At 65.4% G+C, this 16,535-nt stretch carries 18 protein-coding genes; all 18 read left to right on the top strand.

Annotated features, from left to right (window positions below; all coding sequences use genetic code 11):
* The first annotated feature begins 3 nt into the window (after positions 1-3).
* The 18 genes from rpoZ (at position 4) to PGC08_RS11095 (ending at position 16,467) form a co-directional block, all read left to right on the top strand.
* Positions 4-336, top strand: coding sequence for a DNA-directed RNA polymerase subunit omega (gene rpoZ / locus PGC08_RS11180; protein ID WP_069600248.1), 333 nt, complete (start codon positions 4-6; stop codon positions 334-336).
* Entirely contained in the window at positions 333-1,580 is a 1,248-nt protein-coding gene (gene coaBC / locus PGC08_RS11175) for a bifunctional phosphopantothenoylcysteine decarboxylase/phosphopantothenate--cysteine ligase CoaBC (protein WP_009881417.1), read from the top strand. Before rpoZ ends, coaBC begins: the two co-directional genes overlap by 4 nt.
* A complete protein-coding gene (metK, locus tag PGC08_RS11170) occupies positions 1,577-2,779 on the top strand; it encodes a methionine adenosyltransferase (RefSeq protein WP_009881416.1) in 1,203 nt (400 codons plus the stop codon). Before coaBC ends, metK begins: the two co-directional genes overlap by 4 nt.
* On the top strand, positions 2,779-4,869 hold the full coding sequence (locus PGC08_RS11165; protein ID WP_096177762.1) for a primosomal protein N': 2,091 nt from the start codon (positions 2,779-2,781) through the stop codon (positions 4,867-4,869). The genes metK and PGC08_RS11165 overlap by 1 nt, the downstream gene beginning before the upstream one ends.
* A 54-nt stretch (positions 4,870-4,923) precedes the next feature.
* The gene (locus tag PGC08_RS11160; RefSeq protein WP_069600246.1) at positions 4,924-5,883 is read left to right on the top strand and encodes a methionyl-tRNA formyltransferase; all 960 of its coding nucleotides are present in this window, start codon (positions 4,924-4,926) and stop codon (positions 5,881-5,883) included.
* A 5-nt stretch (positions 5,884-5,888) separates the two neighbouring features.
* Positions 5,889-6,899 (top strand): transcription antitermination protein NusB, encoded by a 1,011-nt coding sequence (locus PGC08_RS11155; protein ID WP_271708430.1) that lies wholly within the window; start codon positions 5,889-5,891, stop codon positions 6,897-6,899.
* Positions 6,791-7,366: an RsmB/NOP family class I SAM-dependent RNA methyltransferase gene (locus tag PGC08_RS11150; RefSeq protein WP_271710065.1), complete on the top strand. Its 576-nt coding sequence runs from the start codon at positions 6,791-6,793 to the stop codon at positions 7,364-7,366. Before PGC08_RS11155 ends, PGC08_RS11150 begins: the two co-directional genes overlap by 109 nt.
* Position 7,367: 1 nt before the next feature.
* Positions 7,368-8,030, top strand: a complete 663-nt coding sequence (gene rpe / locus PGC08_RS11145; RefSeq protein WP_271708429.1) for a ribulose-phosphate 3-epimerase — start codon at positions 7,368-7,370, stop codon at positions 8,028-8,030.
* 11 nt (positions 8,031-8,041) lie between these two features.
* A complete protein-coding gene (locus tag PGC08_RS11140; protein WP_009881411.1) occupies positions 8,042-8,707 on the top strand; it encodes a nicotinamide mononucleotide transporter family protein in 666 nt (221 codons plus the stop codon).
* A gap of 80 nt (positions 8,708-8,787) precedes the next feature.
* Complete coding sequence (locus PGC08_RS11135) at positions 8,788-9,051, top strand: phosphoribosyl-ATP diphosphatase (protein ID WP_009881410.1); 264 nt, start codon at positions 8,788-8,790, stop codon at positions 9,049-9,051.
* A gap of 81 nt (positions 9,052-9,132) precedes the next feature.
* Positions 9,133-9,972, top strand: a complete 840-nt coding sequence (hisG, locus tag PGC08_RS11130; protein ID WP_009881409.1) for an ATP phosphoribosyltransferase — start codon at positions 9,133-9,135, stop codon at positions 9,970-9,972.
* Complete coding sequence (locus tag PGC08_RS11125) at positions 9,953-10,414, top strand: PH domain-containing protein (protein WP_271708428.1); 462 nt, start codon at positions 9,953-9,955, stop codon at positions 10,412-10,414. Before hisG ends, PGC08_RS11125 begins: the two co-directional genes overlap by 20 nt.
* 2 nt (positions 10,415-10,416) lie before the next feature.
* On the top strand, positions 10,417-11,622 hold the full coding sequence (locus tag PGC08_RS11120) for a CaiB/BaiF CoA transferase family protein (RefSeq protein ID WP_271708427.1): 1,206 nt from the start codon (positions 10,417-10,419) through the stop codon (positions 11,620-11,622).
* Positions 11,623-11,707: 85 nt separating this feature from the next.
* Entirely contained in the window at positions 11,708-13,210 is a 1,503-nt protein-coding gene (locus tag PGC08_RS11115; RefSeq protein WP_101556310.1) for a carboxyl transferase domain-containing protein, read from the top strand.
* Between the two features lie 28 nt (positions 13,211-13,238).
* Positions 13,239-14,003, top strand: coding sequence for an imidazole glycerol phosphate synthase subunit HisF (hisF, locus tag PGC08_RS11110; RefSeq protein WP_096161937.1), 765 nt, complete (start codon positions 13,239-13,241; stop codon positions 14,001-14,003).
* On the top strand, positions 14,000-14,371 hold the full coding sequence (gene hisI, locus PGC08_RS11105; RefSeq protein ID WP_009881404.1) for a phosphoribosyl-AMP cyclohydrolase: 372 nt from the start codon (positions 14,000-14,002) through the stop codon (positions 14,369-14,371). Before hisF ends, hisI begins: the two co-directional genes overlap by 4 nt.
* Positions 14,361-15,938 (top strand): anthranilate synthase component I, encoded by a 1,578-nt coding sequence (trpE, locus tag PGC08_RS11100; protein ID WP_271708426.1) that lies wholly within the window; start codon positions 14,361-14,363, stop codon positions 15,936-15,938. Before hisI ends, trpE begins: the two co-directional genes overlap by 11 nt.
* Position 15,939: 1 nt before the next feature.
* Complete coding sequence (locus tag PGC08_RS11095) at positions 15,940-16,467, top strand: Trp biosynthesis-associated membrane protein (protein ID WP_069600244.1); 528 nt, start codon at positions 15,940-15,942, stop codon at positions 16,465-16,467.
* The last annotated feature ends 68 nt before the right edge of the window (positions 16,468-16,535 follow it).

The raw sequence follows: 16,535 nt of genomic DNA, 5'->3' as shown, positions 1-16,535 counted from the left end.
TCATTGCCTGCACAACCTGAAGGCATCACCAATCCACCGATTGATGATCTGCTGGCCGTGACCAGCTCGAAGTACGAACTGGTCTCGATTGCGGCTCAGCGAGCTCGCCAGATCAATTCCTACTACGCCCAGCTCCAAGAGGGACTGCTCGAAAACGTCGGTCCGCTGGTGACCCCCGGCACCCATGAGAAGCCGCTGTCGATCGCGCTCCGCGAGATCAACGAGGGCAAGATCGTGGCCCGCGAAGCCACCGAAGCCGACTTCGGTGGCCTCAGCCAGGAGCCTGCGCAGCCCGCTGCCAGCAACGATGGCGCACTGGACTTCAGCGACCAGTGAGAACCGTACTCGGCGTCGCCGGTGGAATCGCTGCCTACAAGGCGTGCCATGTCATTCGGCGGCTCCGGGAGCTCGGGCACAGCGTCAAGGTCGTGCCCACTGCCAGCGCGCTGAACTTCGTCGGTGCTGCCACCTTCGAGGCGTTGTCCTCGCAGACGGTGACCACCGACGTCTTCGACGAGGTCGAGTCGGTCAACCATGTCCGCATCGGGCAGGATGCCGAACTCGTCGTCATTGCGCCGGCCACAGCCAATACCCTGGCCAAACTGGCCGCAGGAATCGCCGATGATCTGCTCACCGCGACGGTCCTGACGACGACCGCCGAGGTGGTCGTCGCTCCGGCCATGCACACCGAGATGTGGCAGAACGCTGCCACCGTCGCCAACATTGCGACCTTGAAGCAGCGAGGCATCCATGTCCTCGAGCCCGCTGTGGGACGACTCACCGGACCCGACTCCGGTCCCGGGCGCCTGCCCGAACCCGAGGCGATCGTTGATTTCGCCCTTGCCGCCGCTGCGAACGCTGCGGCCGCCAAGCTCGGCGGACCGCTGCAGGGCAAGCACCTTGTCGTCAGTGCCGGCGGAACCCGAGAACCACTCGATCCCGTGAGATTCCTCGGCAACCGCTCGTCAGGCAAGCAGGGCATCGCGCTGGCACGAGCCGCCGCAGCAGCCGGCGCCGAAGTGGATCTGGTTGCTGCCAACATCGACACGGGACTGCTGTCCGGCCTGCCGGACAACGTGCGCATCACGAACGTCGAATCCACGCTCGAACTCCAGACCCAGATGCTCGCCTCTCAACCCGAGGCCGATGCCATCATCATGGCCGCAGCCGTCGCCGACTACCGGCCGGCACAGCGCACCGATTCGAAGATGAAGAAGTCCGGTGGCGATGGTCTGACCCTCAGCCTGGTGCAGAACCCCGATGTGCTCGTCGGGCTCGTGCAGTCACGCCCCGAGTCGCAGATCATCGTCGGATTCGCCGCCGAGACCGGAGATTCACATCACAGTGCGCTCGACTACGCCAAGGCGAAGTTCCGGCGCAAGGGTGTCGACCTCCTGGTCTTCAACAATGTCTCCGAGGACAGAGCCTTCGGCCACGATGACAACGCCGTCCAGATCCTCAGCGCTGACGGCACTGACGTCGACGCATCCGTGGAATTCCACGGCAGCAAGGACGATGTTTCGGAAAAGGTCATCGCGGCTCTCGTGAATCGAATGGAATGCGTAGAATCGACGCCGTGAGTCAATCAAATCTGCGTTTCTTCTCGTCCGAATCCGTCACCGAGGGCCATCCCGACAAGATCTGCGACCAGATCAGCGATGCCGTTCTCGACGATCTGCTGAGTCAGGACCCGAACGCCAAGGTCGCAGTCGAGACGATGGTCACCACCGGTCTCGTCCACGTCGCCGGCGAGGTCAACACCGCGGCCTACGCCGATGTCGCCGGCATCGTCCGCCGGCTCATCACAGGAATCGGCTATGACTCCTCCGACACCGGATTCGACGGACACTCCTGCGGAGTCTCCGTGTCCATCGGCAGCCAGTCCACCGACATCCATTCCGGTGTGACCAACCCGCTGGACTTCCGTGAAGCCGTGGAATCCGACCACGGCTCAAGCCTGGGCGCCGGAGACCAGGGGTTGATGTTCGGCTATGCCGACAACGCCACCGATGTCCTCATGCCGGTGCCGATCCACCTGGCCTCACGCATGGCCGAGAAGCTGTCCGAGGTGCGCAAGACCGGCGCCCTTGACTACCTGCGCCCCGACGGCAAAACCCAGCTGACACTCGGCTACGATGGCGACGAAGCCGTGTCGATCGAGAACATCGTCGTCTCGACCCAGCACGCGGCACACGTGAACCAGGCCCAGCTGCATTCCGAGATCAAGGACTTCGTCATCGATCCGGTCATCGCCGGTTCCGGTCTCGACGACTCTCATGCCAACATCCACATCAACCCGGCCGGTCCCTTCGTCACCGGCGGACCGATGGGCGATGCCGGACTGACCGGTCGCAAGATCATCGTCGACACCTACGGCGGCTACTCCCGCCACGGTGGAGGTGCCTTCTCTGGGAAGGACCCGTCGAAGGTCGACCGCTCTGCTGCCTATGCCATGCGTTGGGTGGCGAAGAACGTCGTGGCGGCCGGGCTCGCCGACCGCGCCGAGGTGCAGGTCTCCTACGCCATCGGCCGTGTCGACCCGATGGGCCTCTACGTCGAGACCTTCGGCACCGAGAAGGTCGACCCGAACGCGATCTCGAAGGCGATTCGCGAGGTCTTCGATCTGCGACCGGCCGTGATCATCCGGGACCTCAACCTCCTGCGACCGATCTACTCCCAGACGTCGACCTACGGTCACTTCGGCCGCGAGCTCCCTGATTTTACTTGGGAGGTCACGGACCGCGCCGACGATCTGCTGCGTGCAGTCTCCTCGGCTTGATGGACGAACCTCTTCCGATCGACACCGGCACCTCTGCCCTCGGACAGGTGCCGGTGGCTGCGGAGGATCCCGTGGCCCGAGTGCTCATCGATCACCCGGTGCCGCACCTGGCCCGTGCCTTCGACTACGCGGTGCCGGAGAAGTTCGCCGACACCGCCCGTCCGGGTGTACGAGTACGGGTCAAGTTCGCAGGTAGGCTGCGTGACGGTTTCCTGCTCGAGCGGGTCGAGTCATCCGATCACATCGGACCACTGGCCACGATCGAACGCATCACCAGTCCGGTCGCAGTCCTCACCCCCGAGCTGCTGCGTCTCGGCACCGCCACCGCCCGCCGCTACGCCGGCACACTCTCCGACGTCCTTCGGCTGGCGATCCCACCACGCCACGCCCGCGCCGAGAAGGCCGTTCTCAAGGCTGAGAAGACGCGTGAGCAGAACGCGAGCAGTTCCAGCGCACCGACAGACTCCGGTAACGCGAGCACGGCGTCCGAGAACTCGACCACCGCTGCAGACAACGAGACGGCGACTGCCGAGGACACGGTCGGCCGCCTCGGCGAATGGGTCCTCAGACATTCCCCGTCCGACCAGGCAGAGGACTTCCCCGCCGCCGAACATCCGCGCATCGCACTGACCTGCGTACCCGGGCCCACCCCGGGACTCAGTTGGATCACCGCCGGACTGGCCGCAGCCAGGGCCACACTGGCCGCGGGGGAGTCCGTGCTGTGGCTGGTGCCCGATCACCGCGAACTTGCTGTCCTCTCAGCGGCCCTCGACGCCAGCGCGGACATCGACTCGCACTCGGTGCTCAGCGCCGACCAATCGCCCGAACAGCGGTGGAATGCCTGGCTGCGGGGACTGCTGGGACACACACGCATAACGATCGGCACCAGAGCCGCGGCCTTCGCTCCCGTCGCAGACCTGGGCCTCATCATCTGCTTCGACGACTCGAACTCGAACTACCTCGACCAGCACGCTCCCTACCCGCACGCCAGAGAGGTCTGCCTGCTGAGGTCGACCATCGAGACCACCGGGCTGCTGTTCGTCTCCACCGACCGCAGCGCCGAGATCCAGCGTCTCGTGGAAGTCGGGTGGCTGCGCGACAGTACGCCCACCGGCCCGGAACGTCGCGAGGGAGCACCCCGAGTATTCGTCCCCGATGAGGAACGTGACCCCTTCGCCTGGCAGCGCATCCCCTCGCGGGCCTGGCAGCTCATGCGTGGTGCCCTGCGCCCCGGAACCAAGGACACCAACGCGGTCGGCCCCGTCCTCGTCCAGGTCCCACGAGCCGGGTATTACCCGGTGTTCGCCTGCGCACGATGCCAAGAGGTCGCCCGCTGCCCCAACTGTTCGGCCACGCTGACCACCCAGTCCGAGGTGGGGCCCTTCGCCTGCCGATCCTGCGGCTTCCACTCCGAGACCTTCTCCTGCGGGCGCTGCCGCTCGAACCAGGTGCGGTCGATCGTGCGCGGCAGGGGTCGCACCGTCGAAGAGCTGCGCAAGGCCATGCCGGGGATCGAAATCCTAGAATCCGGCGGGGATGACATTCCCGTCGCCATCGATGACACTGCCCGCATCGTCGTCGCCACCACCGGAGCCGAACCCTATGTTCTCGGGGGCTACGCCTGCGCCATTCTGCTCGACTCGCTGTGGCCTGGGCCTTGGATGCGCTCAACCGACGAGGGGATCAGCCGACGACTGCGTGCGGCAGTCCTCGTGAGATCACGCACTGCCGGGGGAGTCGTCTACCTCGGCGACACCGACGAGGCAATCCGGAGCACGGTGACCACCTTCGACCCGGTCACCAGCATGTCCAGAGCACTCGGCGATCGCAGGGAACTCGGATTCCCGCCCTACCGTCGCATCGTCGAACTCACCGGTCCCGGCACCGGCATCGACGCAGTCCTCGCCGAGGTGCCCGAACTGACCGAACTCATCCGCGACTCCGACGGCGATGACCAGAAAGCGGTCGCAGCCTATCCGATCGCGGCTGGCGACGCGGTGGGGGAATCACTGGCCCATCTCATCGCCTCGCGGTCGGCGAAGAAGCTGCCCCAAGTCCGTATCCGCATCGACGATCCGCGGTCGCTGTGAGCCCGATGATGCCCGGGCGCCGCACCTGCGGACCGAACAAGTAGAATTCCTCAAGTGGATATCGTCTTCGCCGGAACCCCGGATGCCGCAGTGCCAGCCCTCGAGGCCTTTGTCGAATCTCGACACCGCATCCGTGCCGTCCTCACCCGACCCGACGCCCCGGTGGGACGCAAGCGAGTCCTCACCCCCTCGCCGGTCAAGGCCCGCGCACTTGAGCTGGGTCTCGATGTCATCGAAGCGAGTCGTCTCCGCGGTGAGGTCATCGCCGAACTCCGCGCGCTCAAGGTCGATGCCGTGGCCGTCGTCGCCTATGGAGCAATCGCCGGACCGGCAGCCCTATCCACCGCCGAACTCGGCTGGTTCAACCTCCACTTCTCCCTCCTGCCCGCCCATCGCGGAGCCGCACCCGTCCAGCGAGCCCTGATCGAGGGCCGACAGCACAGCGGGGTGAGCGTGTTCAGAATCGACGAGGGCATGGACTCCGGCCCCGTCCTGCGTCGCCTCGAACTGCCGCTTGACCATCCCGACGTCGCCACCGCACTCGATGACTACGCTCACAAAGGCGCGGCAGAACTGGTCGCCGCCTTCGACGACCTCGAGGACGGAACCGCAGTCCTCACCCCACAGTCCGGAGAGGCGACCCACGCGGACAAGATCGGCGTCGATGATGCTCATCTCGACTTCACCGAACCAGCACAGGCCATCATCGACCGCTCCCGGGGGGTCAGCCCCAGCCCCGGACCATGGGCCGATGTCGATGGGAAGCGGACCAAACTCTTCGGTCTCACACCTGCTCCCGAGGTCACCGACCCGCCAGAGGTCGGCCTCCTGACATCCTGGGAGAAGACCGCCGTGCTTGGCTGCGGCGACGGATGGGTCCACGTGGCGGAGATCCAACCCTTCGGCAAAGCACGCATGGCCGCCGTTGACTTCCTGCGCGGCCGCGGCGACATCCGATTCGATCCCCTGGAAACCAGCGCCGAGCCGGCGGCCGATCCCGAGCAAGGAGCATGAGACAGATGCCAGCAGAAGAGCGCAGGCCACGGAAGCAGCCAGCCGGGAACGCAGCCGGCAACTCACGCCGGAAAGCAGGTGGAGCCGGCAGGAAGTCGGCTCCGCGCCGACAGCAGACGGAGCGTGAGCCCAGACAGGCGAAGAACCTGCCGCGGCGCATCGCCTGGGAGGTCCTCGTCGACGTAGAGACGAAGGACTCCTACGCGAACCTGCTCCTGCCCGCCAAGTTGGCCCGCACGCACATGGAACCCCAGGACGCGGCGTTCACAACGGAACTGACGTACGGCGCCCTGCGCCAACAGGAGTTCTACGATGCGATCATCGCCAGGGCCGCGAACCGGCCCATCGACAGCATCGACGCCGAACCGCTGGCCGGAATGCGCCTCGGCGCCCACCAGATCCTGTCCATGCGCGTGCCCGACCATGCGGCACTGTCTGAGACCGTCGCCGTGATCAAGACCAATGCACCGAAGACCGCCGGATTCGTCAACGCCGTGCTGCGTCGGATCTCCGAGGTCGACCGGGCCGAATGGCTGCGTCGCGTGACTGACGGTGCCACCGCTGTGGGCGAACAGGCCATCGAATACTCTCATCCCGAATGGATCGTTCGGGCCATGACCCAAGCACTCAAGGGCCATGGTCGTCAGGCCTCCGAACTGCAGGCACTGCTGGAGGCAGACAATGCGGCGGCCAAGGTCAGCGTCTCCGCCCTGCCCGGACTCGTGGACCGCAGCGAGCTGCCTGGGGCCCGACCGAATTCTCTCCCATCGGCGTCACCCTCGAGACCGCCGTGCCCAAGAACGTCGATGCCGTCGCCACCGGCCGCGCCCGTGTGCAGGACGAAGGCTCCGCACTGGTGGCGCTGGCGCTGGCACAGGTTGAGGCACCGGCAGGCAACTGGGCAGACCTGTGCGCCGGCCCCGGCGGCAAGGCCGCAGTCCTGGCAGCGATCGCCAAACAGCAGGGCGGTGCCCTCGACGCTTTCGACTCCAGTGAGCACCGGGTTGAACTCGTGAGGTCTTCCACCCAGGCACTCGACAACGTCACCACCCGCGTCCAAGATGCCCGTGATGCCACCGGTCCCTACGCGAAGGTCCTCGTCGACGTCCCCTGCTCGGGCCTCGGCGCCCTGCGGCGTCGTCCCGAAGCCCGCTACCGGCGGCGCCCCGAGGACATCAATGCCCTGGCTGGGCTGCAGCGCGAGCTTCTGCGTGCGGCCTTGGACGCCTGCGCTCCCGGGGGAGTCGTGGCCTACTCCACCTGTTCTCCCCACTACGCAGAGACCGTGCTCGTCGTCGACGATGTCCTGCGCAAAACCGACGTCGAGATCCTCGACGCACCGGCGGTCCTCGCCGAGGTCACCGGCACCGACGCCGAGGGGTTTGCCTCGGTGACCAGGGGAGCGGGACGGTACGCTCAGCTGTGGCCCCATGTCCACAACACCGATGGAATGTTCTTGGCTCTGATGCGGAAGGCGAACTGAAATGGCGATCGAGATCAATCCCAGCATCCTCAGCTCCGATTTCTCGGACCTGCGGGGCGAACTGGCGAAGATCAGCACGGCAGATATGGCTCACATCGACGTGATGGATAACCATTTCGTCCCCAATCTGACATTCGGTCCTCCCGTGGTCGAACGGATCCAGGCGATCAGCCCGATCCCACTCGACGCTCACCTGATGATCGCCGAGGCGGACAGGCACGCCCCCGTCTACGCCGAACTCGGCTGTGCCTCGGTGACCTTCCACGCCGAGGCGGCCGCCGCACCCGTGCGTCTGGCCAGGGAGATCCGGAAGCTGGGAGCCAAAGCCAGCCTCGCACTCAAGCCGGCGACTCCGATCGAACCCTTCATCGACCTCCTCGGCGAGTTCGATCAGATCCTCATCATGACCGTTGAACCCGGGTTCGGCGGGCAGAAGTTCCTCGATGTGTGCCTGCCGAAGATCCGGCGCACGCGTGAAGCGATTTCGGCTTCCGGGCTTGAGATCAAACTTCAGGTCGATGGGGGAGTGTCGACCTCGACGGTCGAACGCGTTATCGACGCCGGTGCCGATGTGCTCGTGGCCGGCTCCGCCGTCTACGGACCCGAAGACGCCGCCGCCGCGATCTCAGGGCTGCGTGAACTCGCAGCATCACACGTGCACTGAAGAAGGCCGATATGGAACTGCTCGACTGGCTGAACACGCCGGCATTCGAACTGCTGGGCAAACCAGTGCCGTACTCCGACCTGTTCGGCAACATCTGCGCCCTGGCCACTGTGGTCCTGGCGCTGCGCCGCAACATCCTGTCCTGGCCGGTCCAGATCCTCGGTTCCATCCTGCTCTTCGCCGCGAGCATCTCCGCGGGCCTGGGCGGCAACGCCTCCCGGCAGGTCGTCATCATCGTCGCCGCGGTGTGGGGCTGGACGCAGTGGAACAAATCGCGCGAAGCCGCAGGAGAGGTCCTCGTCCGCTGGGCCACCTGGAAGGAACGATTCCTCCTAATCGGTGCCCTGCTGCTGGGCACCGCGGTGTTCGGCTATGTCCTGGCACTGGGCGGATGGTCATGGAACCCCTACCCAGACGCTTACATCTTCATCGGATCACTCGTGGCGATGTACGCCCAGGGACGGGCGATCGTCGAATTCTGGTTCGTGTGGCTGGCCGTCGACCTCGTCGGCATTCCCCTGGCAGTAGCCGGAGGCCTCGTGTTCTCCGGGGCTGTGTACCTCATCTTCCTCGTCATGGTCGTCATCGGCTTCATCGACTGGTCGAAGAGATCACGGCAGACGATCTCTGCGCCCCACCTCGGCGCAACGGACATCAACCGCAGCCCGGAGGAATGAGACCGTTCCGCTCACTGGGGCTGTCCCGCTGGTCGAGACCCTGTGCGGACGCGAAGTAGGCGATGTATTAGGCTGGATTCGTGAAGACCTTTGACTCGCTCTACGCCGAACTCCTGCAGAAATCCCTCGATCGCCCCGAAGGCTCGAAGACCGTGGCCGAACTCGACGCCGGAGTCCATGCGATCGGAAAGAAGGTCGTCGAAGAAGCCGCAGAGGTCTGGATGGCGGCCGAGTACGAGACCAAGGACGAGCTTGCCGGGGAGATCTCCCAGCTGCTCTACCACCTCCAGGTGCTCATGGTCGCCAAGGATCTCAGCCTCGACGACGTCAACTCGCATCTGTAGAGACCGCCTGAACCAGAGACCGCCTGAACCGCAGTCCGAGCACCACTCACAACCGTTGACGATGAAACACAAAAGGACACCATGCTGCGTGTAGCCGTGCCGAACAAGGGCGCACTGTCCGAAGCCGCCTCCGAAATGCTCAGCGAGGCCGGATACTCCACCCGCCGGGGAAGCAAGACCCTGGTCCATCAGGATGAAGTCAACGGCGTCGAATTCTTCTACCTGCGCCCCCGCGACATCGCCGTCTACGTCGGGTCGGGAATCCTCGACGCCGGCATCACCGGTCGCGATCTGCTTCTGGAGTCGAAGGCCGAGGCGCAGGAAGTCATCGGACTCGGATTCGGTGCCTCCCGCTTCTTCTACGCCGGTGTCAGCGGTTCCTACACCTCCCCGGCACAGCTCGAGGGTGCCCGCATCGCCACCAGCTTCCCCAACCTCGTCGACGCCGACCTGCAGGCCAGAGGCATCGATGCGAAGACCGTGCAGCTCGACGGAGCGATCGAAGTCTCCATCCAGCTCGGCGTCGCCGATGCCATCGCCGATGTGGTCGAAACCGGCAGCACCCTGCGCGCGGCAGGACTTGAGACCTTCGGCGAACCCCTGCTGGAGTCCGAGGCCGTCCTCGTCCAACGCGATGGGGCAGCCGAGACCATCGAGGTGCTCAAGCGCCGGCTCGAATCGGTGATGGTGGCCCGTCAGTACGTTCTCGTCGACTACAACATCGAAGAGCGCCTCCTGCCACAAGCTCTCGGGCTGACCCCCGGCCTCGAATCACCCACGATCTCCCCACTGCAGGAGACTGGCTGGGTCGCCGCCCGCGTCATGGTCGAATCCAAAGAGGTCAACAACGTCATGGACCGCCTCTACGCGGTCGGTGCACGTGCGATTCTGGTGACGAACATTGGCGCCTGCCGAATCTGATCTCCGCGTCTTCCGACCCCGCCAGGTGCGCGTCATCAGCACCGTCGGCGCAGTGGTGGTGTTCATCGGCTTTGCCGTGCTCTCCGTGGCACTGCTCGTCGTGGACTGGGACCCTTGGACCCCGCTCGATGTGGTCTGGATGAACCTGCTGGGAATCATCTTCGCAGCCGCCCTGCTGCGCGTCGCCGACATCCAGGCCCGACCCAGCGAATCCGGCCTGGTCGTGAAGAACATGGTCAGGACGCGGACCTTCGCCTGGGGTCAGATTCTCGGCGTCGCTTTCTCCCCGGAGGGAGACGACCCCTGGCCGACCCTCGATCTGACCGACGGAACCACCTACAGCGTGATGGCGATCCAGCATGCGGATGGCCCCCGAGCCCACGAGGAATGTCAGCGATTGCGTATGCTCATCGCTAGATGGACCCACTTCAAGGAGGAATAGGAATGTCGAACGACACAATCACAGGGGTCGAAGGCCCACTGACCGGATACACGGTCATCGACCTCTCTCGCGCATTGGCCGGCCCACATGCGGGAATGATGTTCGGCGACCTCGGCGCCCGAGTGATCAAGGTCGAGAACCCGGGCAAGGGCGATGACTCGCGGTCCTGGGGACCTCCCTTCGTAGGACCCGAAGACGACCCGCAGGCAACGTACTTCTTCTCCTGCAACCGCAATAAGGAATCCATCGCCCTCGACCTCAAGTCGGACACCGGCAAGCAGACGCTGCGCGAACTCATCTCCCGGGCCGACGTGCTCATCGAGAACTTCCGCTCCGGCGTCCTCGACCGCCTCGGCTTCTCCACCACGGTGTGCATGGAGATCAACCCGCGCCTGGTGCTCCTGTCGATCACCGGCTTCGGCCACGACGGACCCGAATCCTCCCGCGCCGGCTACGACCAGATCGCTCAGGGCGAAGCGGGCCTGATGTCACTGACAGGGTCGGGGCCAGACGACATGCAGCGCGTCGGAGTCCCCATCGCAGACCTCCTGGCCGGGATCTACGGCTCCTACGGTGTCCTCGCCGCCCTGCTCGAACGTGAACGCACCGGCAAGGGCAAGGTCGTCCGCACCTCCCTCATCGCCGGAATGGTCGGAGTCCACGCCTTCCAGGGCACCCGCGCCACAGTGGCCGGGCAGAACCCGCAACCCGGCGGCAACCACCATCCTTCTCTGTCTCCCTACGGACTCTTCAAATGCCATGAAGGCGCCGTGCAGATCTCCGTGGGCAACGAGAACCTGTGGCAGAAGTTCTGCGCCGCATTCGACATCGAACCGGCCACCGAAGGCATGTCCGACAACGCCTCCCGCGTTGCGAACCGCCCGGCCGTGATCGAGCTCATCGAGAGCAAGTTCGCCGCCTTCGGGCCAGAGGACCTGCTCGCCAAGCTCGGCGACGCAGGGATCCCGTCCGGCACGGTGCGCACTCTCGAAGAGGTCTACTCCTGGGACCAGGCGCTGAGCCAGGGACTCAAGGTCTCCGTCGATCACCCGGTCCTCGGCGACATCGACCTGCCGGGACCGCCACTGCGCTTCTTCGACGCCGATGGTGAGGCCGAGGTCGAGACCACGCGGACCGCACACGATGCCCCACCGCTGCTGAACGAGGACGCCGAGGCGATCGTGTCCTGGCTCGACTCGGACGGCTGAGACTCCCGAGCACAGCAGGTCCAACACAGCAGGTCCAACACCGCTTTACCGTTCGTCAGACACATCTGAAACAGGAGATACGCACGTGGCACGATTGAATGCTCATGAACTCGTCGACATCGTCGTGGACGACGGATCTTTCGTGTCCTGGGACACGACTCCGATCACACCCGCCGGAGGAATCTCCGACGAGTACGCGGCCGAACTCGCCGCCGCTAAGGAGAAGTCCGGAGTCGACGAAGCCATCATCACCGGAGAGGGGCGGATCGAGGGTCGTCGCGTTGCCATCGTCGCCGGCGAATTCCGTTTCCTCGCCGGTTCGATCGGCGTGGCCGCGGCCCAGCGGCTCGTCGACGCGATCGAACGTGCGACGCTCGAAGGGCTGCCGCTGCTGGCGGGTCCCGCCTCGGGCGGGACCAGAATGCAGGAAGGCACGATCGCGTTCCTGTCGATGGTCAAAATCACCAACGCCGTCATGGCCCACCGCCGGGCAGCTCTGCCCTACCTCGTGTACCTGCGGCATCCGACCACCGGCGGGGTGTTCGCGTCCTGGGGTTCGATGGGCCACGTCACCGTCGCCGAGGCGGGATCGCTCATCGGCTTCCTCGGACCGCGGGTCTACGAAGCCATCTACGGGGAGAAGTTCCCGGAGAACGTGCAGACGGGTGAGAACCTGCACAAGCACGGAATCATCGATGCCGTGATCAGTCCCGAGCGTATTCAGACCACCCTCGCTCGGGTCCTCGATGTCCTCATGGGAGCCAAGGAGATTCCCTGCCGAGTGAGCGACCCGGACACCCGCCCCGAGGTGGTCGACCCGAAGTCCGACGCCTGGGAGGCGATCACGCGTTCCCGCAAGGCCGATCGGCCCGGGGTCCGCGACCTGCTGCGAACCGCAGCCAACACCGTGCTGCCCCTCAACGGCACGGGACAGGGTGAGAAGGATCCCGGACTGCTGTTGGCGCTGGCGAAGTTCGGATCCGCCCCCTGCATCGTCCTCGGACAGGACCGGTTCCGGCAGGACTCCCGTGCGCCGCTGGGCCCGGCGGCTCTGCGCGAGGCCAGGCGCGGCATGCGACTGGCCGCCGAACTCGACCTGCCGCTCGTGACGGTCATCGACACACCAGGAGCCGCACTGTCGAAATCGGCGGAGGAAGGCGGCATCGCCGGAGAGATCGCACGCAGCCTCGCCGACCTCGCGAACCTCGACGCCCCCTCGGTCTCACTCATCCTGGGTGAAGGCTCCGGCGGGGGAGCCCTCGCCCTGATCCCCGCGGATCGAGTGCTCAGTGCCGAAAACGGGTGGCTTTCGCCCCTGCCTCCGGAAGGTGCCTCGGCGATCGTGCACCGGACGACCGACCGTGCGCCGGAGATGGCCCAGAGCCAAGGTGTGCATGCACCCATGCTCATGTCGACGGGAGTCGTCGACCGCATCATCGCCGAACATCCGGATGCGAGTGAGGAGCCATTGGACTTCGTGGCTCGGGTGGGTGCGACACTGGAGTACGAACTCATCGAGCTCATGCGTGAACCATCCGACCGGCGCCTGGCGCGCCGGATGGAACGGTATCGCACCCTTGGAATCTAATCGTCGACCGGGAATCTAGGAGAGTCATATGGTTGCCATCAGAGTCATTCCGTGTCTGGACGTCGACGAGGGACGTGTCGTCAAGGGAGTGAAGTTCGCCGACCTCAAGGACGCCGGCGATCCGGTCGAATTGGCCCGACGCTACGGGGAATCCGGTGCGGACGAGCTGACATTCCTCGATGTCACCGCCAGCAGCGGTGATCGCGAGACCGTTCACGATATCGTCCGGGCCTGTGCCGAAGAGGTCTTCATCCCTCTGACCGTCGGCGGCGGCATCCGCAGCGTCTCCGACGTCGATCGCCTCCTGCGTGATGGGGCCGACAAGGTCTCCGTCAACACCTCGGCGGTCGCGAACCCGCAGCTCATCAGCGACATCGCCCACCATTTCGGCAACCAGGTCCTCGTCCTGTCCCTCGACGCCAGACGGAGCCAGGGGACGCAGACACGTTCCGGCTTCGAAGTCACCACCCGCGGCGGCAGAGAGGGCACAGGTCGCTGCGCCATCGACTGGATCACCGAGGCCGCCGAGCGCGGCGTGGGTGAGATCCTGCTCAACTCCATCGACGCAGACGGCACTCGCGATGGCTTCGATCTCGAACTCATCGCCGCCGCACGGGCAGCCGTCGACGTTCCGCTCATCGCCTCCGGGGGAGCCGGACGGGTCGAGCACTTCGCTCCCGCCGTGGCGGCCGGAGCCGATGCGCTGCTGGCCGCGAGCGTCTTCCACTTCGGAACTCTGAGCATCGCCGAGGTCAAGGACGCACTCCGGAACGAAGGGATCGAAGTCCGATGAGCACGCACGAGACCACCACGCAGATCGACGCGACCCCGGAGAACTGGCGCGAACTGATCACTCTCAACTCCGACGGGCTCATCCCCGTCATCGTCCAGGAGGTCAACACCCGGGAGGTGCTGATGATGGCCTGGATGGACGTGGAAGCCATCGAGCGCACCCTGAGCACCGGCGCCGCAGTCTACTGGTCCCGGTCCAGGCAGGAATACTGGGTCAAGGGCGAAACCTCGGGGAACACACAGAAGGTGGCCTCCCTGAGCCTCGACTGCGACGCAGACGCTCTGCTCATGGAGGTCGAACAGACCGGACCGGCCTGCCATACTCTGACCCCGACGTGCTTCACCGGAAGGACCATCAGTGCCAACTGAGACTTCGACGACGTCCACTTCGACGACCGAGACCGGGCTGACTATCCGTCCCAGTCTCGAAGAATTTCGAGCCTCGGGCGCCGACCACCGCCTGGTGCCTGTCCATGCGGAGGTGCTTGCCGACACGGAGACTCCCTTGAGTCTGTACCGCAAGCTCACCGACGGCGGGCCCGGCAGCTTTCTCTTCGAGTCGGCCGTGTCCGGAGCCTGGGCACGGTACTCATTCATCGGCTCGGCTCCCGTGGCCACTCTGATCTCCGAGGGCGAGAGTTTCCGCTGGGAAGGCACACCGCCGGTGGGAATCCCCGCCGAGGGCAGCGTTCTCGACGCCGTGACCGCGACCCTGGAACTGCTCGCCGTCGATGAGACCGAGTCGGTGCTGGCACCGATGGTCTCAAGCTTCGTCGGCTACTTCGGTTGGGACATCGTCCGCCAGTTCGAAAAGCTCGGCCCGGCACCGGCCAATGAGCACCATCTGCCGACCGTGCAGCTGATGATCCCCGGCGACATCGCGGTCTACGATCACTACTCAGGAACCCTGACGCTCGTCGCCAACGTCTTCAACGTCAACGGTGCCGACACCGGCATCGACGAGGCTTACCACGCGGGTGTCGACCGGATCGAAGCGATGCTGGCCAGAATCACCGAACCCGTCGACGCCGAGATCTCAAGCACTCACTTCGTCCCGCCGCAGGTCTCGACACGCACCGACCCACAGGTCTACCTCGACAACGTCGAACGAGCCAAGCAAGAGATCGTCAACGGCGAGATCTTCCAGGTCGTCCTCGGACAGCGCTTCGACACCGAGTGCACCGCCGACCCGCTGACGGTCTACCGGATGCTGCGCCATTCGAACCCCAGCCCCTTCATGTACCTGCTCAACCTCCACGATGATCAGGGCCAGCCCGCCAGCATCGTCGGTTCTTCTCCGGAGGCCCTCGTGACGGTTCGCTCCGGTGACGTCGTCACCCATCCGATCGCCGGATCCAGGCCCCGAGGCGCCACCACTGAAGAGGACTCGGCCCTGGCCAGAGACCTCATCAACGACGAGAAGGAACTGGCCGAGCACCTGATGCTCGTCGACCTTGCCCGCAACGACCTGGCGAAGGTCTGCCAGGCGGGGACCGTGGATGTCAGCGAGTTCATGGACATTGTGCGCTACAGCCACATCATGCACATCTCATCGACCGTGCGCGGAGAACTCGCGCCGGGCAAGGGGGCCGTGGACGTGCTTCGTGCCACGTTCCCGGCGGGCACCCTCTCCGGGGCTCCCAAACCCCGTGCTCTGCAGATCATCGACGAGCTCGAGACCATCGGCCGCGGAATCTACGGGGGTGTCGTCGGCTACATGTCATTCACCGGAGACCTCGACCTGGCGATCGCCATCCGCACCGGCGTCCTCCGCGACTCGGTCATGAGCGTCTACGCCGGCGGTGGTCTCGTCGCGGATTCGGTTCCCGAAACCGAATATCAGGAATCACAGAACAAGGCGGCCGCCGTCTTGGGTGCAGCATCGGCAGCCAGCGCGGTGACGAAGCTCGGAGAGCCGAGAGAGGAATGGACCTGAGATGACCAAATCACGCGGTGTCCTCCTCGTCCTCATTCTTGCGGGAGCCCTGTGGGCGATCAGCCTCGCCTCCTGGCAGGCAGGGGTCGCCGGCGACACGCTCGGACCAGCAGGTGTGGCCGACGTCACGGAAGACGCGAGCTCTCAGGCCTCGCCGGTCGCCACCGCCTGCGTCGCAATCATCGCCGTCACCGGACTGCTCTCGGCCATGCTGGGAAAGATCGGACGCTTCGTCGTCCTCGGCTTCGCCGGCCTGGCCGCCGTGGGCTACGGCATGACCGCGCTGCAGTCCGTGTCAGCCCCCGGAGCTACCGCGTGGCCGATCGTGGGCCTGTGCGCGGCAGCCATCGCGCTCATCGTCATCGTCTACGTCGCCTTCTCCTCGGCGAGCTGGACGAACTCGAACCGGTACGCCCGGACGGCAGAGGCCGGAGGTGAAGAGTTCGACTCGGCCGCGACCTGGGACGCACTTTCCCGCGGAGACGATCCCGACTCCGCCGCTGGTGGGGCCGACGATGAATCGAAATGACCTCGTGACCGGGTCGGTGTCTCGACCCAACTCGAAGCGTGTCACAATGGATGCAACAAGTTTTCACG

This window comes from Brevibacterium sp. BDJS002, from assembly GCF_028201555.1.
GTDB classification, from domain to species: domain Bacteria; phylum Actinomycetota; class Actinomycetes; order Actinomycetales; family Brevibacteriaceae; genus Brevibacterium; species Brevibacterium aurantiacum.
This window is presented reverse-complemented; position numbering and strand designations above follow the sequence as displayed.

Bases quoted from the DNA above. Each gene is read 5' to 3' on its own strand.
- PGC08_RS11165 (WP_096177762.1), top strand. From the start codon at position 2,779: ATGGACGAACCTCTTCCGATCGACACCGGCACCTCTGCCCTCGGACAG.
- PGC08_RS11155 (WP_271708430.1), top strand. From the start codon at position 5,889: ATGCCAGCAGAAGAGCGCAGGCCACGGAAGCAGCCAGCCGGGAACGCA.
- rpe (WP_271708429.1), top strand. From the start codon at position 7,368: ATGGCGATCGAGATCAATCCCAGCATCCTCAGCTCCGATTTCTCGGAC.
- PGC08_RS11140 (WP_009881411.1), top strand. From the start codon at position 8,042: ATGGAACTGCTCGACTGGCTGAACACGCCGGCATTCGAACTGCTGGGC.
- hisG (WP_009881409.1), top strand. From the start codon at position 9,133: ATGCTGCGTGTAGCCGTGCCGAACAAGGGCGCACTGTCCGAAGCCGCC.
- PGC08_RS11120 (WP_271708427.1), top strand. From the start codon at position 10,417: ATGTCGAACGACACAATCACAGGGGTCGAAGGCCCACTGACCGGATAC.
- hisF (WP_096161937.1), top strand. From the start codon at position 13,239: ATGGTTGCCATCAGAGTCATTCCGTGTCTGGACGTCGACGAGGGACGT.
- hisI (WP_009881404.1), top strand. From the start codon at position 14,000: ATGAGCACGCACGAGACCACCACGCAGATCGACGCGACCCCGGAGAAC.
- PGC08_RS11095 (WP_069600244.1), top strand. From the start codon at position 15,940: ATGACCAAATCACGCGGTGTCCTCCTCGTCCTCATTCTTGCGGGAGCC.